The organism is Pseudomonas sp. WS 5027 (assembly GCF_012985695.1).
Classification (GTDB): domain Bacteria; phylum Pseudomonadota; class Gammaproteobacteria; order Pseudomonadales; family Pseudomonadaceae; genus Aquipseudomonas; species Aquipseudomonas hygromyciniae.
Genome location: NZ_JAAQWU010000021.1, coordinates 1 through 20,443, shown reverse-complemented (window position 1 = coordinate 20,443; position 20,443 = coordinate 1). Strand labels below are relative to the sequence as shown.

Annotated in this window: 15 protein-coding genes and 1 riboswitch; of the genes, 12 read left to right on the top strand and 3 right to left on the bottom strand. The window is 61.6% G+C overall.

Annotated elements, in window-relative coordinates:
• Positions 1-33: 33 nt before the first annotated feature.
• Positions 34-205, top strand: a riboswitch (yybP-ykoY riboswitch).
• Between the two features lie 5 nt (positions 206-210).
• The 3 genes from mntP (at position 211) to HBO09_RS22680 (ending at position 4,062) form a co-directional block, all read left to right on the top strand.
• The gene (gene mntP, locus HBO09_RS22690) at positions 211-774 is read left to right on the top strand and encodes a manganese efflux pump MntP (protein ID WP_169997480.1); all 564 of its coding nucleotides are present in this window, start codon (positions 211-213) and stop codon (positions 772-774) included.
• A 132-nt stretch (positions 775-906) separates the two neighbouring features.
• A complete protein-coding gene (locus tag HBO09_RS22685) occupies positions 907-3,312 on the top strand; it encodes a glucose/quinate/shikimate family membrane-bound PQQ-dependent dehydrogenase (protein WP_169997482.1) in 2,406 nt (801 codons plus the stop codon).
• A gap of 123 nt (positions 3,313-3,435) precedes the next feature.
• Positions 3,436-4,062: a LysE family translocator gene (locus HBO09_RS22680; RefSeq protein ID WP_169997484.1), complete on the top strand. Its 627-nt coding sequence runs from the start codon at positions 3,436-3,438 to the stop codon at positions 4,060-4,062.
• A gap of 21 nt (positions 4,063-4,083) precedes the next feature.
• Here HBO09_RS22680 and HBO09_RS22675 read toward each other — a convergent pair whose 3' ends face one another.
• Complete coding sequence (locus HBO09_RS22675; protein WP_262381311.1) at positions 4,084-5,088, bottom strand: hypothetical protein; 1,005 nt, start codon at positions 5,086-5,088, stop codon at positions 4,084-4,086.
• 100 nt (positions 5,089-5,188) lie between these two features.
• Between HBO09_RS22675 and HBO09_RS22670 the strand changes: the two genes are divergently transcribed.
• Positions 5,189-6,280 (top strand): WYL domain-containing protein, encoded by a 1,092-nt coding sequence (locus HBO09_RS22670; RefSeq protein WP_169997486.1) that lies wholly within the window; start codon positions 5,189-5,191, stop codon positions 6,278-6,280.
• Positions 6,277-7,236: an arsenic resistance protein gene (locus tag HBO09_RS22665; RefSeq protein ID WP_169997488.1), complete on the top strand. Its 960-nt coding sequence runs from the start codon at positions 6,277-6,279 to the stop codon at positions 7,234-7,236. Before HBO09_RS22670 ends, HBO09_RS22665 begins: the two co-directional genes overlap by 4 nt.
• On the opposite strand, the gene yddG is transcribed toward HBO09_RS22665, so the two are convergent.
• On the bottom strand, positions 7,233-8,123 hold the full coding sequence (gene yddG, locus HBO09_RS22660) for an aromatic amino acid DMT transporter YddG (protein ID WP_169997490.1): 891 nt from the start codon (positions 8,121-8,123) through the stop codon (positions 7,233-7,235). The two genes, HBO09_RS22665 and yddG, sit on opposite strands and share 4 nt — an antisense overlap.
• Before the next feature lie 354 nt (positions 8,124-8,477).
• Between yddG and mexE the strand changes: the two genes are divergently transcribed.
• From mexE to HBO09_RS22645, 3 genes are read left to right on the top strand one after another with little or no spacing between them, the layout of a single operon-like run.
• A complete protein-coding gene (mexE, locus tag HBO09_RS22655; RefSeq protein WP_169997492.1) occupies positions 8,478-9,722 on the top strand; it encodes a multidrug efflux RND transporter periplasmic adaptor subunit MexE in 1,245 nt (414 codons plus the stop codon).
• A gap of 15 nt (positions 9,723-9,737) precedes the next feature.
• Positions 9,738-12,917 carry an efflux RND transporter permease subunit gene (locus HBO09_RS22650; protein WP_169997494.1) on the top strand — a complete coding sequence of 1,060 codons (3,180 nt, stop codon included), beginning with the start codon at positions 9,738-9,740 and terminating at the stop codon, positions 12,915-12,917.
• Positions 12,914-14,329 carry a TolC family protein gene (locus HBO09_RS22645; RefSeq protein WP_169997496.1) on the top strand — a complete coding sequence of 472 codons (1,416 nt, stop codon included), beginning with the start codon at positions 12,914-12,916 and terminating at the stop codon, positions 14,327-14,329. The genes HBO09_RS22650 and HBO09_RS22645 overlap by 4 nt, the downstream gene beginning before the upstream one ends.
• A 308-nt stretch (positions 14,330-14,637) precedes the next feature.
• Here the strand turns inward: HBO09_RS22645 and HBO09_RS22640 are convergent, their stop codons facing one another.
• Positions 14,638-15,654, bottom strand: coding sequence for an AraC family transcriptional regulator (locus HBO09_RS22640; RefSeq protein WP_169997498.1), 1,017 nt, complete (start codon positions 15,652-15,654; stop codon positions 14,638-14,640).
• A 209-nt stretch (positions 15,655-15,863) separates the two neighbouring features.
• Here HBO09_RS22640 and efeU point away from each other — a divergent pair, with 209 nt between their 5' ends.
• From efeU to efeO (HBO09_RS22620), 4 genes are read left to right on the top strand one after another with little or no spacing between them, the layout of a single operon-like run.
• Positions 15,864-16,697 carry an iron uptake transporter permease EfeU gene (gene efeU, locus HBO09_RS22635; RefSeq protein ID WP_169997500.1) on the top strand — a complete coding sequence of 278 codons (834 nt, stop codon included), beginning with the start codon at positions 15,864-15,866 and terminating at the stop codon, positions 16,695-16,697.
• A 9-nt stretch (positions 16,698-16,706) separates the two neighbouring features.
• Positions 16,707-17,909 carry an iron uptake system protein EfeO gene (efeO, locus tag HBO09_RS22630; protein ID WP_169997501.1) on the top strand — a complete coding sequence of 401 codons (1,203 nt, stop codon included), beginning with the start codon at positions 16,707-16,709 and terminating at the stop codon, positions 17,907-17,909.
• A gap of 14 nt (positions 17,910-17,923) precedes the next feature.
• On the top strand, positions 17,924-19,213 hold the full coding sequence (gene efeB / locus HBO09_RS22625) for an iron uptake transporter deferrochelatase/peroxidase subunit (RefSeq protein WP_169997503.1): 1,290 nt from the start codon (positions 17,924-17,926) through the stop codon (positions 19,211-19,213).
• Between the two features lie 26 nt (positions 19,214-19,239).
• Positions 19,240-20,052, top strand: a complete 813-nt coding sequence (gene efeO, locus HBO09_RS22620) for an iron uptake system protein EfeO (protein WP_169997505.1) — start codon at positions 19,240-19,242, stop codon at positions 20,050-20,052.
• Positions 20,053-20,443 lie beyond the last annotated feature (391 nt).

Genomic DNA, 20,443 nt, shown 5'->3' with positions numbered 1-20,443 from the left:
TGACGTTTTTTTCATGTTTGTGCGCATAAGATCCCGGTCCTCGTTGGGGAGTAGCCTGCTTGTGAGCCTTTCGCAAGCGTTCGTATCAACATTCTCGGCAACCTGCCGTGGTACGAACACCTTTTGGTTGGTGAGACCAGCGACACATCCATGCCTAAAGTCGGGCGTGTGGTTGTGTCGTTGACTCATAGCCCGACTGGAAGATCACCCGTGAATCCTGTTTCCCTGATTCTCCTGGCCCTGGCCATGTCCACGGATGCCTTTGCCGTGGCTATCGGCAAAGGCTCAAGCCTGCACAAACCTCGCCTGACCGAAGCGCTGCGCACCGGCCTGATTTTCGGCGTCATCGAAGCCATCACCCCGATCATCGGCTGGCTGATCGGCCAAGCCGCCACGCGCTGGGTGGAAAACTGGGACCACTGGATCGCCTTTACCTTGCTGGTGGTATTGGGCCTGCACATGATTTACAACGGCCTTAAGCATGAAGATGAGGCCGAAGAGAAAAGCGCCCAGCACTCCTTCCTGGTCCTCGCCGTCACCGCATTTGCCACCAGTATCGATGCCCTCGCGGTCGGTGTCGGCCTGGCGTTTGTCGATGTGAATATCTGGGTGGCCGCCGCCGCCATCGGCCTGGCGACCATGACCATGGTCACCATCGGCGTGATGCTCGGCCGGGTCCTGGGCACCGTGTTCGGCAAGCGCGCAGAGATCGTCGGCGGCGTGGTACTGATGAGCGTCGGTGCAACGATTTTGTATGAGCACCTGTCCGTCTGACTCGCGACCTTGTACCAAGCAAAAGCCCCGATTAACGGGGCTTTTGCATTTGTGCGCAGACAGAATGTACCAAACGGTTAATTAGCTTGCTATCATTCGCCCCCTGGACCATCACCCTCGGGCTTTCTCGACATGAAACACACACCCCGCGCCGCTGGCGCCTCTCGATTCCTGTTGCTGGGCTTGGGCGTCATTATCGTCCTGCTCGGCTTGGCCTTGGCTGTCGGCGGCGCAAAACTGCTGAGTCTGGGAGGCTCGGGCTACTTCCTGGTCGGTGGCGTGGTCATGGCCATCGCGGGCCTGTTGATTGCACAGCGCAAACCGGCGGGTGCCTGGTTGTTCGCGGCATTTTTGCTCGGTACTGCCGTGTGGGCGGTATTGGATGTAGGCCTGGTGTTCTGGCCGCTGTTTTCGCGGCTGTTCATGTTCGCCGTCATTGGCCTGGCGGTGGCGCTGGTCTATCCGTGGCTGGCACCGGGCGCGGGCCGTGGTGCCTACGGCGTGGCGGGCGTGCTGGCGGTGGCATTGGCCGTGGCGGCGGGCAATATGTTTGTCGCCCACCCCAGCGTCGCACCAAACGGCGATGGCCCAGGCCTGACACCCGTTGCGCCGGCAGAGGCGCAGAAGGACTGGGCACACTACGGCAACACCGAAGGCGGCAGCCGTTTTGCCGCCCTGGACCAGATCAATCGCAGCAACGTCGACAAGCTCAAGGTGGCCTGGACCTATCGCACCGGTGATGTGGCCATCAGCGACGGCAACGGCGCCGAAGATCAACTCACGCCCCTGCAGATCGGCAACAAGGTGTTTATCTGCACGCCCCATAACAACCTGATCGCGTTGGATGCCGACACCGGCAAAGAGCTGTGGAAGAACAGCATCAACGCCCAATCGGCGGTGTGGCAGCGCTGCCGTGGCATGGCCTATTTCGACGCCAGCGCGCCTATCGCCCAACCGACCCAGGCCAACAGCTCACCGATCATTGCCGTCAGCGTGCCCGCCGGTGCGCAATGCCAGCGGCGCCTGTTGACCAATACCATCGATGCACGCCTGATTGCGGTGGATGCCGATACCGGTGAGTTCTGCGAGGGTTTTGGCAACCACGGCCAAGTAGATCTGAAAGCTGGCCTGGGCAATGTGCCGGACAGCTATTACCAGCTGTCTTCAGCGCCATTGATCGCCGGCACCACCGTAGTGGTTGGCGGGCGCGTCGCCGATAACGTCCAGACCGATATGCCGGGCGGTGTGATCCGCGGTTTTGATGTGATCAGCGGGCAAATGCGCTGGGCGTTCGACCCGGGCAACCCTGAAGACAAGCAGGCGCCTGCCGCAGGCAGCACCTATGTGCGCAGCACCCCCAACAGCTGGGCGCCGATGTCCTATGACCCGCTGATGAATACCGTATTCCTGCCGATAGGCAGCTCGTCCACCGATATCTATGGTGCCGAACGCACCCAACTCAATCACAAATACGGCGCCTCGGTATTGGCGCTGGACGCCTCCACCGGTGAAGAGAAGTGGGTGTACCAGACCGTGCACAACGATCTCTGGGACTTCGACCTGCCCATGCAACCGAGCCTGATCGACTTCACCCTGGCCGACGGCAAAACCGTACCGGCCGTGGTGATCGGCACCAAGGCCGGGCAGATCTATGTCCTGGATCGCACCACCGGCAAGCCGCTGACCGCTGTAGAAGAAGTCCCCGTCAAGGCGGCCAATATTCCCAATGAGCCGTACTCCCCCACCCAGCCAAGGTCCGTGGGCATGCCGCAGATCGGTGCGCAGACCCTGAGCGAATCGGACATGTGGGGCGCAACCCCCTATGACCAGTTGCTGTGCCGCATCGACTTCAAAAGCATGCGCTACGAAGGCTTGTACACCGCACCGGGTACCGATAAGTCACTGAGTTTCCCGGGTTCCCTGGGCGGTATGAACTGGGGCAGCATTTCCACCGACCCGGTACATGGCTTTATCTTCGTCAACGATATGCGCCTGGGCCTGTGGATCCAGATGATCCCGTCGCAGAACAAGGCCCAGGCCTCCTCCGGTGGCGAAGCGCTGAACACCGGGATGGGCGCGGTCCCCCTCAAGGGCACGCCTTACGCTGTGAACAAAAACCGCTTCCTGTCGGTGGCCGGTATTCCGTGCCAGGCACCGCCGTTCGGCACCTTGACCGCCATCGACATGAAAACCCAGAAAATTGCCTGGCAAGTACCCGTTGGCACGGTTGAAGACACCGGCCCGCTGGGCATTCGCATGCACCTGCCGATCAAGGTTGGTCTGCCGACCCTGGGCGGTACCCTGTCCACCCAGGGCGGCCTGGTGTTTATCGCCGGCACCCAGGACTTCTACCTGCGCGCCTTCAACAGCGCCAATGGCGAAGAAGCCTGGAAAGCCCGCCTGCCCGTGGGCAGCCAGGGTGGGCCGATGACTTACGTGTCGCCCAAGACCGGCAAGCAATATGTGGTCATCACGGCCGGTGGTGCGCGCCAGTCCACCGACCGTGGCGACTACGTAATCGCCTACGCACTGCCTTGATCCCCGCTGTTTGAAGGTGGGAGCCGGCTTTCCCGGCTCCCAGGCAACTGGATTGAGCTTGATCAGGGTTGCCTGATTGGAACACGATGGCGGACTTCAACCGTTGACGAAAGGACTGTCGTTATGTTCCCACTGGATATCTGGCTGACTTATACCGCTGCCTGCCTGTTGCTGGTGCTCTCCCCCGGACCGGACAATCTGCTGGCAATCGCCAGGGGTCTGAGCCAGGGGCGTATGGCCGCAGCCATTTCGGGTATCGCGTCGGGCACCGGGATTCTGTTTCACGTGGCTACGGCATCGCTGGGCTTGACCCTGTTGATGCAGACGTCCGCCGTGGCCTTCTGGGTGGTCAAAGTCATCGGCGCCAGCTACCTGTTGTGGCTGGGCATCAAGGTCCTGCGTTCGCGCAGCCTGATCAACTTCAAACCGGCGGCGCGGCAACCACTCAAAAGCATCTTCCTCACTGGCTTCCTTTCGGCGGCACTGAACCCCAAGCCGGGGCTGTTTGTGCTCGCGTTCATTCCGCAGTTCGTCAACCCGTCATTGGGCTCGGTCACCGTGCAAATGATGGTCTACGGCGCCTGGTTCGCCGCGTTGACCGCACTGGGCTTTGCGCTCATGGGGATTTTTGCGACGCGCCTGTCGACCTGGCTGCAGCGCAAGCCAAAAGTGGTCAATGGCCTGAATGTGGGCGCCGGACTGACCTTCGTCGCGTCCGGGCTTTCGGTGGCGGCACTCAGTCAAAAATAGACCGGCCTAAAGATGCTATTGCTAGCCAGGCACCCGTGCCTGGGCCAGCATGTCATCCAACTGCGCAATCAGGTCATCGGCACTGACCTCGACAAAATTCCCACGGGCAGCTGCAAGGATTTTCTCGGCAAACTCGGCGCTGTATTCCAGATACGGCGTCTCGGTTTCCTGGCCCAGGTCATAGCCAATCATAAACAGCGCAGCCTCCATGGCACGCAATGGATCATTCGGCGCTGCGACCTGCTGGAAGCGGCTGCCGGCAGCGCCAGGATGCTTGAGCACGGCGCTGAGCAACCAGCTGGCGCGCAGGTTCCACATCGCGTGGTGGCGCCCGGAGCGCAAGCCCGTGAACTTGAACCCATCGCCACCGGGATTGCGGCGCTTTGGCGCGAGGGCATCCTTGTCTTCCTTGGCGTTGGCCCAGGGGAAGCACAGGGCCGACGGTACTTTTACCAGGCCGTGTGCATGACAGTATTTCACCACCAACCAACCCAAGCCTGCGGCCACGCGGCTGTCGTAGATAATGAAGTCCTTGCACAGCAGGGAATACACCTTGGTCATCCCGGCGTTGAAGCGCAGGTGGTCGGAACGCAACACCGGTGCACGCTCATCACCTGCGTCCAGCGCTGCCACGACGGTTTGCAGCATACCGGCCAGCCCAACCTTGTTTGTCTGCAACCAATCCACGTTGTGCGCCGTGACCCCACCCCAACGCATGACATCGCTCGCCGCTTCAGCACAGCGGGAATCGTCGCCGGCAGCCGCCAGCAGGTCTTTACGCAAGGCCGCCAGGGCCATCCCGTTGCTGAGCGCACTGGTGCCTGGAGCAAAGTCCAGGCGCGCATTGCCCGGATGGTTCCAGCGATAGTGTTCGAATGCGTTGTACAAGCTGCTGCACGACCAATGCACGCCGGTTTTGCGGTTGACGTACTCATGCTTGAACAGCACCGTGGATTCAAGCTCCGAGGCCAACCAGCGAGTGAACGCAATAACGTGCGGCAGGGCTAGATAGGTTTTGCAGTTCATGAAATGCTCCTGTTGACTGGCGCTCTAAATCGCGGGATTGCTTGCCAGCGAGCACATAGTCCCAACGAATGAACCCACTTTTTGTCTTTGAGTATCGGCAATGATCAATTATCACCGACGCCGCACCGCGCTGCGCAAAATTCTCCAGCGCAGCGGCACGTCGATGAAGACCGCAGACATCCATACAGCTCTGTGCAAGTGGTTCGACGACTTCAGCCTCCATGGCAAAACCACCCTGCGTGACCTTGAGGCCCTGGCCGAAACCGAACTGGTCACAGTGGGGGAAAAAGGCCCGGATAAAAAAGCCAGGTACTGGAAGTCCGGCCGCGAGAGTTTCGACCTGACGCTCTCTCCCACCGAAGCCATGACCCTGGCGGCGATTTTCGAGCATGCCCAGCGTTTTGGGTTCAACGCCCATACCGAGCAGCTCGGTGAACTGCGCGAATACGCGGCTTCGCAGATGACCAAGCACTCCGCCCGCCCCCAGGCCTGGTCCCAACGCATCACCAGCGGCACGCGGTTTACCCTGCTCAAACCCGGCAAGCACGACCCGGCGCACCTGACCACGATTCAAGCGGCGATCCTCGAAGACGCGTCGCTGGAGGTAACCTACCTGCCCCGGGACGCCGACGGCGTCGAGTGCCGGTACCTGCTCAAACCTTTGGCTCTCTCCTATCAGGACTCCAATGTCTACCTGTCCGCCTACGTGGTGGAAGAGCATTGGCCCGCCGGGTATGTGCCCAGGGAGCCACGAGGCAAGTACAGCAGCAACGGCCCGCACTCACTGTGCGCACTGATGCTGCATCGCATGCTGGCCGTGAAGACAAGCTGGCTGAATGTGCCCGGCCCGGATCACTACGATGTCAATTCGCTGGAAGCGCAAAAGCACCTGATGACCATCCATGGCGAGGCACCGGTCCCGCTCAAGCTGCGCCTGAGCGCCAATCTGCATAATCGCTTGAGCGAGAACCCGCTGACCGACGACCAAGTGATCGTGCCCCATGGTGAACAGCATTGGGACTTGAGTTGCAGCCTCTACGACACCCAGGGCCTGCGCCTGTTTTTGCTGAGCAATGCAGCGGATATTGAAGTCATAGCGCCGGCCACCCTGCGCAGCCACGTACACCAAACACTGCAGCGTGCCGTAACGCTTTACGCCAGCAATGAAACCGCGCCAAAGGACACTCCGTGAACCGAGACCAGCTTGAGCAGCACCAGATCGCGATCTATTTCGTGGCGGTCATCATTGCCGCCGTCGGCGGCCTGCTCGCCCCTCAGGCAGCGCAGAGCCTGGGGGGCCTCGTCACCCCGGCGATTGCCGTGTTGATGTACGCGATGTTCCTGCAAATCCCGTTTCTGCAACTGCGCCAGGGCCTGGCCAACAAACGCTTCATCGCAGCGTTGCTGGTGGCCAACTTTGTGTTGATCCCCCTGCTCGTCTGGGCGCTTACCCTTGGCCTGCATGATCAACCGGCGATCCTGATCGGCGCGCTGCTGGTGCTGCTCACGCCATGCATCGACTACGTGGTGGTGTTTACCCATCTTGGCAAAGGCGATGCGCGATTGACGCTGGCCGCTACGCCTTTGCTGCTGTTGCTGCAACTGGCGCTGCTGCCGTTGTACCTGACACTTATTCCAGACAGTGAGACGACGGTAGCGATCGCTTTCGGGCCGTTTGTCGAGGCGTTTGTGCTGCTGATCGCCACACCTTTACTGCTGGCGGTGCTGACGTGTGCCGGGGCGCGGCGCTTGCCAGGTATTGCGCGCTGGAACCAGGGCTGGGCGTGGATGCCGGTACCCGCCATGGCGATCGTGCTGCTGGTAGTGATTGGCTCGCAGATCGCGTTCGTGGCGCAGCAGATCGAGCAGTTGTTGCCAGTGATCCCGGTGTACCTGGGCTTCATGTTGCTCGCACCGATGGTTGGCGCCCTGACGGCACGGGCGTTCCGGCTGCCGGCGGCCACGGCGCGTTCAGTCACCTTCAGCAGTGCCACACGCAATTCGCTGGTGGTCCTGCCATTGGCGCTGGCCTTGCCGGAAGACATGCGCATGCTGGCCGCAGCGGCGATCATCACCCAGACATTGATCGAACTGGTCTGTGAGCTGATCTATATCCGGGCGATCCCGGCCCTGGTCTGGCGAGCCTAGGCCTGCTCGCGCGTAGCGTGCCAGCACAGCAGCGAACCTGCCGTGACCAACACCGCCCCCTGCCAGAACTGCGGGGTGAGGTGGGCGCCCAGCCACAGCGCGGCGAAGGCCGACGACAGCACCGGCGCGCCGTAGGACGCGGTGGCCAGCAAGGTCAGATTGCCGCGCAGGATGCCGATATTCCACAGGGCATAACCGCCCGCCATGGCGATGCCCGTGGCCAGCAATTCCAGACTACTGCCCAGGCTAAAGGCCGGCAGCACCTCGGCACTCAAGCCGTATTTGACCCATAGCACCGCTGCGGTGAGGATGAAAAACAGCACCACCAGGTTTTGCCCACCCGCGTAGCGCCGTGTGACGTTGCAATACAAGGCAAAGGTGACTGCGCAACCCAGGGCCAGGCTGTAGCTCAGTGGGTTGGATTGCACATTGGCGACGATGGTTGCCAATGCCAGGCCATCGCCACTCACCACCCAAAGAATCCCAAACAGCGCCAATGCACTGCCCGGCACGATGATCCAGCGGGCCTTTTGCCCGTTCATGACAATCGCCAGCAGCACCGTCAGGCACGGCCATAGGTAATTCACCACGCCTAGCTCGATGGCCTGGTTGCGGCTGCTGGCAAACCCCAGGGCCAGAGACAGACAGACCTCGTAGGCCACAAACAACCCGCTGCCCATGATCAAGTAGGACCAGGACGTGGCGCGCAAGCGTGGACGTCCGAGCCAGGACACCAGCAGAACCGCACCCAGCGTATAGATCAGCGCCGCGCCGCCCAGGGGCCCGAACACCTCGCTGACGCTGCGGATCAACCCGGCGGCGGTGCTCCATAAAAGGATTGCCACCAAACCACACGCCGTCGCGGCCCGCTCTCCCCTGATCTGCATGGATGCCTCTCTAAGAATGTCCACAGCCACAGCACCTGCGGCACAAAGGCCGCAACGGTACACGCTGGGGTATTGCTTGTCTCCTTGTGGGGTCCGTGGATGCTTTTCTGGCTGAACTGGCGCAGCCCCACAGGGGATCTCTTCAAGGTAGGCAATCGAGATTGGCTGCAGATCGCGCAAAGGTGTTTTGCTATCAATGGGATTGATAGCATCCTAACGAAAACCCCATGCTAGAGGGCTTTCCCCAGGCTTATATCATTCCGAATGATAGTTACCTTTGTTTCATTCGATTCGTGAGATAGCACACTGCCGAGCATGATCCGCCCATCTCAAATACATTGGCGGATGCACCTCATGGAACAGTCACTCAAACATTTGCGCTATCCCCTGGCCCTTTTGGCCGTGCTGGTGATGAGCGCATGCGGCAAGGCCCCCGAGCAAGCGGCCGCCATGCCCGCCAGCAAAGTCAGCGTTGCCAAGGTGCTGGAACAACCGGTCAACGAATGGGACGAGTTCACCGGCCGCCTCGAAGCCCCGGAAACCGTACAAATCCGCCCACGCGTGTCGGGCCAGATCGACCAGGTAGCCTTTACCGAAGGCGCGCTGGTGAAGAAAGGCGACCTGCTGTTCCAGATCGACCCGCGTCCGTTCCAGGCTGAAGTGCGGCGCCTTGAAGCCCAGCTTCAACAGACCCGAGCCGCTGCTTCGCGCAGTGACAACGAGGCCCAGCGTGGCGAGCGCTTGCGCCAGAGCAATGCGATTTCCGCCGAGCTGGCCGACTCCCGTACCACTGCCGCCCAGGAAGCCCGCGCCGCTGTGGCCGGGATCCAGGCGCAGTTGGACCTGGCCCGTCTGAACCTGAGTTTTACCCGCGTCACCTCGCCCATCAGTGGACGTGTCAGCCGCGCCGCGATCACCGCCGGTAACCTGGTCACCGCCGATGTCACCGAACTGACCAGCGTGGTCTCCACCGACAAGGTCTACGCCTACTTCGACGCCGATGAACGCGTGTACCTCAAGTACACCGAACTGGCGCGCCAGGGCCGTCGCGGCGCGACCACCCCGGTGTACCTGGGCCTGTCCAATGAAGATGGCAACCCGCACCTGGGCCAGATGAACTTTGTCGACAACCAGGTCAACCCGGCCACCGGCACCATCCGTGGCCGTGCAGTGTTCGATAACAGCGACGGGCGCTTCACGCCCGGCTTGTATGCGCGCCTGAAGTTGGTGGGCAGCGGCACCTACTCCGCCGTGCTGATCACCGACGAGGCCGTGGGCACCGACCTGGGCAAGAAATTCGTACTGGTGATGGATGGCGACAATAAGTCTGCCTACCGCGCCGTCGAATTGGGACCAAAGATCGAAGGCTTGCGCATCGTACGCAGCGGCCTGAGCAAGGACGACACCATTATCGTCAAGGGTCTGCAGCGGGTGCGCCCGGGATCGCCGGTCGCCCCGGAAACGATCCCGATGGCCAGCCAGGCCACCCTCGCCGCCTTGGCCCAACAACGACAAGCGCTTGAAGCCAGCAACCTGGAACAAGTGGCGCCGGATAAAGCCGCGCCCAAGCTCGCCAGTGTCGCGACTCCACGCGGTTAAGGGACTACACACAAGATGAATTTTTCCAAGTTCTTCATATCGCGGCCGATCTTCGCAGCAGTGTTGTCGCTGCTGATCCTGATCGCCGGCGCGATCTCGCTGTTCCAATTGCCCATCAGCGAATACCCGGAAGTGGTACCGCCGACCGTGGTGGTACGCGCCAACTTCCCCGGCGCCAACCCCAAGGTCATTGGCGAAACCGTGGCCTCACCGCTGGAGCAGGCAATCACCGGCGTCGAGAACATGCTCTACATGTCCTCGCAGTCGACCGCCGACGGCAAGTTGACCCTGACCATCACCTTCGCCCTGGGTACCGACCTGGATAACGCCCAGGTGCAGGTGCAAAACCGCGTAACGCGCACTCAGCCAAAACTGCCTGAAGAAGTGACGCGCATCGGTATCACCGTGGACAAGGCCTCCCCCGACCTGACCATGGTGGTGCACCTGACCTCCCCGGATCAGCGCTACGACATGCTCTACTTGTCCAACTACGCAATCCTCAATATCAAGGATGAGTTGGCACGACTGGGTGGCGTGGGCGATGTGCAGCTGTTCGGCATGGGTGATTACTCCCTGCGAGTATGGCTGGATCCGAACAAGACCGCCTCGCGCAACCTGACTGCCACGGATGTGGTGACCGCGATTCGCGAACAGAACCGCCAGGTGGCCGCCGGTGCCCTGGGCGCGCAGCCTGCGCCCAGCGACACCAGCTTCCAATTGTCGGTCAATACCCAGGGCCGCCTGGTCACCGAGGAAGAGTTCGAAAACATCGTGATTCGCGCCGGCGACAACGGCGAGATCACGCGCCTTAAAGACATCGCCCGCGTTGAGCTGGGCTCCAGTCAATATGCCCTGCGCTCGCTGATCGACAATCAGCCGGCGGTGGCGATTCCGATCTTCCAGCGTCCGGGCTCCAACGCCATCGACATCTCCAACGATGTGCGCAGCAAAATGGCGGAGCTGAAAAAGAGCTTCCCCGAGGGCATGGATTACCGCATCGCCTACGACCCGACCGTGTTTGTGCGTGGCTCGATCGAGGCGGTGGTGCACACCTTGTTCGAGGCGTTGATCCTGGTAGTACTGGTGGTGATCCTGTTCCTGCAGACCTGGCGTGCGTCGATCATTCCCCTGGTCGCGGTGCCGGTATCGTTGATCGGCACCTTTGCGGTGATGCATCTGTTCGGCTTCTCCCTCAATGCGCTGTCGCTGTTCGGCCTGGTGTTGGCTATCGGCATCGTGGTGGACGACGCCATCGTGGTGGTGGAGAACGTCGAACGTAACATCGAGCTGGGCCTGGAGCCCTTCCCGGCCACGGAAAAAGCCATGAGCGAAGTGACCGGGCCGATCATCGCCACGGCGCTGGTGCTGTGTGCAGTGTTTATTCCGGCTGCCTTTATCAGCGGCTTGACCGGGCAGTTCTACAAACAGTTTGCGTTGACGATTGCTATCTCCACCGTGATCTCGGCGTTCAACTCCCTGACTCTGTCGCCGGCCCTGGCAGCAGTATTGCTGCGCAGCCATGACGCGCCGAAAGACCGGTTCTCCCGGTTCCTCGACAAGCTCTTTGGTGGCTGGCTGTTCCGTCCATTCAACCGGTTTTTTGAAAAAGCCAGCCATGGCTACGTAGGCACCGTGCGCCGGGTGATTCGCGGCACCGGTATCGCGCTGTTCGTGTATGGCGGGCTGATGGTGCTGACCTTCTTCGGCTTTGCCCATACACCGACCGGTTTCGTACCGGCCCAGGACAAGCAATACCTGGTGGCTTTCGCCCAGTTGCCGGACGCCGCCAGCCTGGACCGCACCGAAAACGTGATCAAGCGCATGTCCGACATCGCCCTGAAACAGCCCGGCGTGGAAAGCGCCATCGCCTTCCCGGGCCTGTCGATCAACGGTTTCACCAACAGCCCGAACAGCGGCATCGTGTTCGTGACCTTGAAGCCCTTCGGCGAGCGCAAAGACCCAAGCATGTCCGCCGGGGCGATTGCCGGTGCGTTGAACGGCAAGTACGCCGATATCCAGGAAGCCTACATGGCGATCTTCCCACCGCCGCCGGTACAGGGCCTGGGCACCATTGGTGGGTTCCGCCTGCAAGTCGAAGATCGCGGCAACCTGGGCTACGAAGAACTGTACAAAGAAGTGCAGAACGTCATCGCCAAGAGCCACAACGTGCCGGAACTGTTTGGCCTGTTCACCAGCTACACGGTCAACGTGCCCCAGGTCGATGCGGCTATCGACCGTGAAAAAGCCAAGACCCACGGCGTGGCGATCAGCGACATCTTCGACACCCTGCAGATCTACCTGGGCTCGTTGTATGCCAACGACTTCAACCGCTTCGGCCGTACCTATCAGGTCAACGTGCAGGCTGAGCAGCAGTTCCGCCTTGACCAAGACCAGATCGGCCAACTGAAAGTGCGCAACAACAAGGGCGAAATGATCCCGCTGGCGACCTTTATCAAGGTCAGCGATACCTCGGGGCCGGACCGCGTGATGCACTACAACGGCTTTATCACCGCCGAAATCAACGGCAACGCAGCACCGGGCTACAGCTCGGGCCAGGCTGAGGCGGCGATCGAAAAACTGCTCAAGGAAGAACTGCCCAACGGCATGACCTACGAGTGGACCGACCTGACTTACCAGCAAATCCTCTCGGGCAATACCGCGCTATTCGTGTTCCCGCTCTGCGTACTGCTGGCATTCCTGGTACTGGCCGCCCAATACGAAAGCTGGAGCCTGCCACTGGCGGTGATCCTGATCGTACCGATGACCCTGTTGTCGGCCATTACCGGGGTGATTTTGTCCGGTGGCGACAACAACATCTTTACCCAGATCGGCTTGATCGTACTGGTGGGCCTGGCCTGTAAGAACGCGATTCTGATCGTCGAATTCGCCAAGGATAAGCAGGAAGAAGGCCTCGACCCGCTGGCTGCGGTACTGGAAGCCTGCCGCCTGCGTCTGCGGCCGATCCTGATGACCTCGTTCGCCTTCATCATGGGTGTGGTGCCCTTGGTGTTCTCCAGCGGCGCGGGTGCCGAGATGCGGCACGCCATGGGTGTGGCGGTGTTCTCCGGGATGATCGGGGTGACCTTCTTCGGCCTGTTACTGACGCCGGTGTTCTACGTGTTGATCCGCCGTTATGTGGAGCGCAGCGATGCGCGCAAAGCGGCCAAGGCCTTGCAGCTGGAGACACAGCAATGAGTGTGAAAGTGTTCCTGCCGAGCCTGCTGGTATTGGCGCTCGCCGCCTGTGCCGTGGGCCCGGACTATAAAACCCAGCAGTTGGAGGCGGCCAATATCACGGCCGCCGCCGATGCCAAACAGTACGACCACGCCAAGGTCGAAGGCATCTGGTGGCAGCAGTTCGAAGACCCGATCCTCAACCAGTTGGTGACGCAATCGTTGAGCGGCAACCGCGACCTGCGCGTAGCGTTTGCCCGCCTGCGGGCCGCCCGGGCGATTCGGGATGACGCCAGCAATGACGCAATGCCCACCATCACCAGCCGCGCCAGCAGCGACTTGGCCAAGGGCCAGATCCCTGGCCAGACCACACGCCGGGTCAACAGCGAGCGCTATGACCTGGGCCTGGACATGGCCTGGGAGCTGGACCTGTTTGGCCGCATCCAGCGCAACCTGGAGGCCAGCGACGCCGACCAGCAAGCCGCCGAAGCCGACCTCTATCAACTGCAAGTCAGCATGATTGCCGAACTGGTGGACGCTTACGGCCAATTGCGTGGTGCGCAGCTACGGGAAAAAATCGCCCTGGCCAACCTGAAGAACCAGCAGGATTCACGCACCATCACCGAAAGCCTGCGCGATGCCGGCGTCGGCGACCAACTGGACGTGGTACGTGCCGATGCGCGCCTGGCAGCGGTTGAAGCCAGCGTGCCGCAATTGCAGGCCGAACAAGTGCGCGAACGCAATCGTATCGCCACCCTCCTCGGCCAGCGCCCGGACAAACTCACGGTAGACCTGAGCCCGGCCAACCTGCCGGCGATTGCCAAGGCCTTGCCGATTGGCGACCCGGGGCAGTTGCTGCAACGGCGCCCGGACATTCTCAGTGCCGAACGCAGACTGGCAGCGGCCACCGCACGTATCGGCGTGGCCAAGGCCGACCTGTTTCCGCGGGTCAGCCTCAGTGGCTTCCTCGGCTTTACCGCCGGCCGAGGCTCGCAGATCGGCTCGTCTGCCGCCAATGCCTGGGCCCTGGGTCCGAGCATCACGTGGGCCGCCTTTGACCTAGGCAGCGTACGCGCCCGTTTGCGCGGCGCTGATGCCGAGGCCGACGGCGCCCTGGCGACTTACGAGCAACAAGTGTTGCTGGCGCTGGAAGAGTCCGAGAACGCGTTCAGCGACTACGGCAAACGCCAGCAGCGCCTGGTTTCACTGATCCGCCAGAGCGAATCCAGCCGTGCTGCGGCCGACCTGGCCGAGATCCGCTACCGCGAAGGCACCGCCGACTTCCTCGTACTGCTCGACGCCCAACGTGAACGCCTAGCGGCCGAAGACGCCCAGGCCCTGGCCGAAGTGGACCTGTATCGCGGCATCGTGGCGATCTACAAGGCGTTGGGTGGCGGTTGGCAGCCACAGACTACGGTCGCCAGCCTCAAGTGATGTAAAGAGCTCCTTTGGTTGGTCGCATCCAGCCAATTTTTAGCCCCGTGGTCCATTCGGTCACGGGGCTTTTTTTGCTCTGGTGTTTACGACGGATTTTGTGGCGAGGGGGCTGTCGTGGCGAGGGGGCTTGTCCCCCGTTGGGCTGCGTAGCAGCCCCAATAAGATCACCGAGGTGTGTCAGATCAACCGAGGGTGCAGGTTTTGGGGCTGCTGCGCAGCCCAACGGGGGACAAGCCCCCTCGCCACACAAGCCTCCTCGCCACACAAGCGCTGTTGCCATGCACACGCTGCGCAGTGCCGACGGCTTAGTTGGCGTCAGTAAGAATCAAGCTGCGGTAATGCCCAGGATTGGAACCCGACCACTTGCGAAACGCCTTATAGAACGAACTCACATCGGCAAACCCCAGGCGGCTGGCGATCTCGGCGAAGCTGATATCAGCCTCGGCCAGCCAGACAACCGCCAGTTCCTTGCGCACGCTGTCCTTGAGCCCCTGGTAGGTCTGCCCTTCTTCGGCCAGGCGCCGGCGCAGGGTGGAAGCCGACATGCACAACTCTTGGGCCAGGCTTTGGGTTTCCGGCCACTGCTGGGCCGGGCGTTGGCGCAGGTCGTGCTTGATGCGCATCGCCAGGCTGTCGGGGTCGCGGTACTTGACCAGGATATTGGCCGGCGCGTGGGCCAGGAAGCGCTTGAGTTCTTCGGGGCTGCGTTTGACCGGCAGGTCGAGGCAGTCTGCCGAAAAGATCATCCGCGTACGAGTGCGATCAAAACGCAGGTTGTCGGAAAACATCACCTGGTAATCATCACAAAAGGCCGGCTGCGCACTGCGCAATTCGATGGCCAGGATCGGAATGCGTCGGCCAGCCAGCCAGCAAGCGACACCGTGGACGATCATCCAGTAGCAAAAATAGGTGAACGCCCGTCGCGGTTCGGGCTCGGGCTCCAGCAAGACAATTTCCGCCAGGCTTTGCTGGCGTACCAATTGCGCCGGCAGGTGTTCGAGCATCAGCGACAGGAAGCCCAGGCCGGTTTCCAGGGCTTCACCCAGGGTGGGCTGGGCCATGGAGGCGCGACACAGGAACTCCAGGCTGCCGGACTTCAACTTGCGCGGGTCCATGCCAAAGAACTCATCATCCCGGCGCCGCGCCAGCAAGCGCCAGAGCCGCGCGTACGCCAGCGCCGGAACCCGGGCGGCGGGCTGCTCCAGCAACGCTGGGTCGATCCCTACCTTGTTCAGGGCCTCTCGCGTCGCCGCACCGGGGGCGCAACTTTGCAACAAGGCTTCGCGAACCAGGTGGATGGAGATTGTGTCTTTTTCCGACATGGGCAAGGGCTCAATCTTGTAGGTCGGCCATTGTAGGAGCGTGCTGGCCTGGAAGGAACAGAGAGGCCTGGCATTTCATCAATCCTTGCAGAAGCCAGGAGATAGAGGGCTGTTCAGCGGCTGTTCAGGAAACGTCAAGATCCTCTGTTTAGCAATGAGTATCATTATGTTACAACTTAGCACCCTAACTAATTACGTTGCGGTGCCCGATGCTCGTTCCCTTTCTCATCATGCTGCGCGAAGGCATTGAAGCCGCATTGATCGTTGGCATCATCGCCAGCTACCTGCAACAGACCGGCCGTGGCCAATGGATGCCAGCGGTATGGATTGGCGTATTTCTCGCCGCCGCCCTGGCCCTGCTGGTCGGTGGTGGCCTGGAGTTGGTCAGCGCCGAGTTCCCGCAAAAGCAGCAAGAACTGTTCGAAGGCATTGTCGGCCTGGTGGCCGTGGGCATTCTCAGTTCCATGGTGTTCTGGATGCGCAAGGTCGCACGTTCCATCAAGCATTCCCTGCACCAATCCCTGGATCACGCCTTGGCCGGCTCGCGCAACCAGGTGATTGCGCTGATCGCCATGGTGTTTTTCGCCGTGGCCCGCGAAGGCCTGGAAACCGTGTTCTTCCTGCTCGCGGTGTTCCAGCAAAGCGAAGGTCCGGCAGCGCCCGTCGGCGCCCTGCTCGGCCTGGTGCTGGCGATTGTCGTAGGGTTCCTGATCTACAGCGGCAGCATGCGCCTGAACCTCGCCGCGTTCTTTCGCTGGACCGGGCTGTTCATCCTGGTAGTAGCCGCCGGCATCCTCGCCAACTCGGTGCAGGCCCTGCATGAAGCCGGGGTGTGGAACCACTTGCAGCGCGTGCTGTTCGATTTCAGCGCCACTTTGCCGATGGATGGCCCGCTAGGTTCGGTACTGGCCGGCATGTTCGGCTATCAGGATGCGCCGACCGTCAGCACCCTGGGTGCCTACCTGATTTACCTGGTGCTGGCGTTGGTGATGTTCTTTATGCCCGCCGCGCCAGCCACCTCCTCTTCCGTCTCCAGCCAGTAAGGTCGTCCCTTGCCAAACCAAGCCCCTGCCCCCGCCTCGCCACCTCGCGCCTTGCGTTGGGCGCTAGCCGGTTCGGTGATCGTGATGATCGCCGCCGGTGGCCTGTTCTACTACGCCTCGCAATTGGCCGCTGCCAAGCGCCAGGTCAATCACAACGAAATCGCCGTGATCATCCACGCCCACGCCTGCGAGCCCAACGCCCTGACGGTGCCGGCCGGTCGTACGAGTTTTCGCATCATCAATCGCTCGGATCGCGCAGTGGAGTGGGAAATCCTCGACGGCGTACTGGTGGTCGAAGAACGTGAAAACATCGCCCCCGGCCTGAGTCAGGTGATCAACGCCAACCTGTTGCCGGGCGACTACGCCATCACCTGCGGCCTGTTGAGCAACCCGCGCGGCACCCTGCATGTCACCCCGACCGCCGAGTCCGACGCCCAGGCCAAAGCCAAGCCATCGATGGTGGCCTTTATCGGCCCGCTGTCGGAGTTTCGCGTGTACTTGAACAGCCAGAGCGGCGCCTTGATCAAGGCCGTCAGCGCCCTCGAACAAGCAATTGCTGCGGGCGACCTGAACCAAGCCCAGGCCCTGTACCTGCCGGCACGCGAGGCTTACCAGCGCCTCGCCCCGGCGGCCCAACGCCTGGCCGAGCTGGACAACGCAATCAATGCCCGCGCCGATTACTTCGAAAAACGCGAGCAGGACCCGGCCTTCAGCGGCTTCCATCGCCTGGAATACAGTCTCTTCGCGCAACACAACCTCGACGGCCTGGCACCGATTGCCCAGCGCTTGCTAAGTGATGTCACCGCCCTCAAGCAGCAGTTACTCGCGCAGTCACTGCCGCCCGAGCAACTGGTGAGCATCCTGGTGCGCAACCTTAACAACCTGGCCGACGTGCGCGCCGCCAGTGGTGAAGAGGAGCGCTACAGCCACCTCGACCTCAATGGCTTTGCCGCGAACCTGGCGGTGGCACGCAAGGTGGTGGACCTGATGCGTCCGCTGCTGAGTAAGTCCGCCGCCGACCTGTTGCCGGGGATCGATAGCGCGATCAGCGCCTTCGCCGGGCAACTCGACGGCCTGCAGGTCGATGGCAACTACCGCACCTATGACCGCGTTACCGCCGATCAGCGCCAGCAGATCGCCGACAAGGCCAAGGCTCTGGCCGCCGCACTCGATGGAATCGACCCAGCCCTTGGCCTCCCAGGCATTAAGTGAAGACGACCGAATAAATGACTGATTCAGAACAGTTCAACGCCCAGCGCCGCCGCGTATTGCTGGGCATGGCCGCCACCGGTGCGGCGATTGCCGGCAGCAGCCTGAGTTGCCCGGCCATGGCGGCCGGCGCGGCCCAGGTCACCGCCGCCCCCAGCAGCGAAAAAACCCAGGACCACCACGCCTTCCACGGCAAGCACCAGAGCGGCATTGTCACCCCGCGCCCGGCCTGCGGCATGCTGGTGGCGTTCGATGTGTTGGCCAGCGACCGCGAGGACCTGGAGCGCCTGTTTCGCACCCTCAACCAGCGCATCAGCTTTTTGATGACTGGCGGTAGCGTGCCGCAAGTCGATCCGAAACTGCCGCCCACCGACTCCGGGATCCTCGGCCCGGTGGTCACTCCGGATAACCTGACAATTACCGTGTCGGTGGGTGAGTCACTGTTCGATGAGCGTTTCGGCCTGGCCGGCGCCAAGCCCAAGCGACTGATCCGCATGGTCGGCTTCCCCAACGACGCCCTGGAACCGGCGCAGTGTCACGGCGACTTGAGCCTGCAGTTCAGCTCCAACACCCCCGACACCAACATCCACGCCCTGCGCGATATCGTGAAAAACCTCCCAGACCTGTTGCTGGTGCGCTGGAAACAGGAAGGCAGCGTGCCGCCCCAGGCGCCCGCCCGGGCCGGGCAACCGGCACAGAGTGCGCGCAACTTCCTGGGTTTTCGCGATGGCTCGGCCAACCCGGACTCCAACGACGCCAAGGCCATGGACCAACTGGTCTGGGTCCAGCCCGACAGTGACGAACCCGCCTGGGCCGCCAATGGCAGCTACCAGGCGGTGCGGATCATCCGCAACTTCGTCGAGCGCTGGGACCGCACGCCCTTGCAGGAACAGGAAAGCATCATTGGCCGGATCAAGACCAGCGGCGCGCCCGTAGGCGGTCACCGCGAAGACCAGGTGCCCGACTACAGCCAGGATCCAGAAGGCAAACTGACCAAACTCGATGCCCATATCCGCCTGGCCAACCCGCGCACCGCCGCAACCCAGGCCAACCTGATCCTGCGCCGGCCGTTCAACTACTCCAACGGCGTGAACAAGAACGGCCAGTTGGACATGGGCCTGCTGTTTATCTGCTACCAGGCTGACCTGGAGAAAGGCTTCATTACCGTGCAAACCCGGCTCAATGGCGAGCCGTTGGAGGAATACCTCAAGCCGGTGGGCGGTGGGTACTTCTTCACGCTGCCAGGCGTCAGCGGGCCGCAGGATTTCATCGGCCGCACCTTGCTGCACAGCACTGCCAACACCTAAACCCCATCCCCAGCGGAAACCGTCCCATGAAGATGTCGTCTCTTGCGTTGTTGTTGACCCTTTCTCCGCTCGCAGCCTTTGCCGCGACGGCGCCCCTGGACCTGGTGGGCCCGGTGTCGGACTACAAGATCTATGTCACCGACAAGATCGATGAACTGGTCACCCAGACCCAGGCCTTTACCGACGCGGTGAAAAAAGGCGACCTGGCCACCGCGAAAAAACTCTATGCCCCCACCCGCGTGCACTATGAGTCCATCGAACCCATCGCCGAGTTGTTCAGCGACCTTGATGCCTCGATCGACTCACGGGTCGACGATCACGAAAAAGGCGTGAAGGCCGAAGATTTCACCGGTTTCCATCGCATCGAATACAGCCTGTTTGCCGAGAACAGCACCCAGGGCCTGGGCGCCTTGGCCGATGGTTTGAACAAGGACGTCAAGGACCTGCAAACCCGCGTCGCCGGCCTGACCTTCCCACCAGTAAAAGTCGTCGGCGGCGCTGCCGCATTGCTCGAAGAAGTGGCCGCCACCAAGATCTCCGGCGAAGAAGACCGCTACAGCCACACCGACCTGTATGACTTTCAGGGCAATATCGATGGGGCGAAGAAAATCGTCGACCTGTTCCGTGGGCAGATCGAGCAACAGGACAAGGCGTTTTTGGCCAAGGTCGACAAGAACTTCGCCACCGTGGACACGATCCTGGCCAAATACAAAACGGCCGATGGCGGTTTTGAAACCTATGACAAGGTCAAGGAAAACGACCGCAAGGCCTTGGTCGGCCCGGTCAACACCTTGGCCGAAGACCTGTCGACCCTGCGCGGCAAGTTGGGCCTGAACTGACAGAAAGACTTAGGCATCCACACCCCCCTGTGTACAGGCTTGCTCGCGATAGCGGTAGACCTGCCGCCAAAGACAGTGACTGAACCACCGCTTTCGCGGGCAAGCCCGCTCCCACAGGGGATCTTTGCCGAGCACAAATTTGTGTCACACCGTCAGTCAAATGTGGGAGCTGGCTTGCCTGCGATAGCCATAGGTATCTACACAACTTTGCCGCAACGCCTAGATCCAGGCAGATAGCGCAGTTGTGGCGAGCGGGCTTGCCCCGCGCTGGGCTGCGAAGCAGCCCCAAAACCAGCCGCTGCGGTGTATCTGGTACAACGCATTCGGCTTATTGGGGCTGCTTCGCAGCCCAGCGCGGGCGATGCGGCGTTCCGACAAGCCCGCTCGCCAC

Coding starts and splice junctions, on each gene's coding strand:
- HBO09_RS22685 (WP_169997482.1), top strand. CDS start 907: ATGAAACACACACCCCGCGCCGCTGGCGCCTCTCGATTCCTGTTGCTG.
- HBO09_RS22640 (WP_169997498.1), bottom strand. CDS start 15,654: ATGTCGGAAAAAGACACAATCTCCATCCACCTGGTTCGCGAAGCCTTG.
- mexE (WP_169997492.1), top strand. CDS start 8,478: ATGGAACAGTCACTCAAACATTTGCGCTATCCCCTGGCCCTTTTGGCC.
- yddG (WP_169997490.1), bottom strand. CDS start 8,123: ATGCAGATCAGGGGAGAGCGGGCCGCGACGGCGTGTGGTTTGGTGGCA.
- HBO09_RS22650 (WP_169997494.1), top strand. CDS start 9,738: ATGAATTTTTCCAAGTTCTTCATATCGCGGCCGATCTTCGCAGCAGTG.
- HBO09_RS22675 (WP_262381311.1), bottom strand. CDS start 5,088: ATGAACTGCAAAACCTATCTAGCCCTGCCGCACGTTATTGCGTTCACT.
- efeO (WP_169997505.1), top strand. CDS start 19,240: ATGAAGATGTCGTCTCTTGCGTTGTTGTTGACCCTTTCTCCGCTCGCA.
- HBO09_RS22670 (WP_169997486.1), top strand. CDS start 5,189: ATGATCAATTATCACCGACGCCGCACCGCGCTGCGCAAAATTCTCCAG.
- efeB (WP_169997503.1), top strand. CDS start 17,924: ATGACTGATTCAGAACAGTTCAACGCCCAGCGCCGCCGCGTATTGCTG.
- HBO09_RS22680 (WP_169997484.1), top strand. CDS start 3,436: ATGTTCCCACTGGATATCTGGCTGACTTATACCGCTGCCTGCCTGTTG.
- efeU (WP_169997500.1), top strand. CDS start 15,864: ATGCTCGTTCCCTTTCTCATCATGCTGCGCGAAGGCATTGAAGCCGCA.
- HBO09_RS22645 (WP_169997496.1), top strand. CDS start 12,914: ATGAGTGTGAAAGTGTTCCTGCCGAGCCTGCTGGTATTGGCGCTCGCC.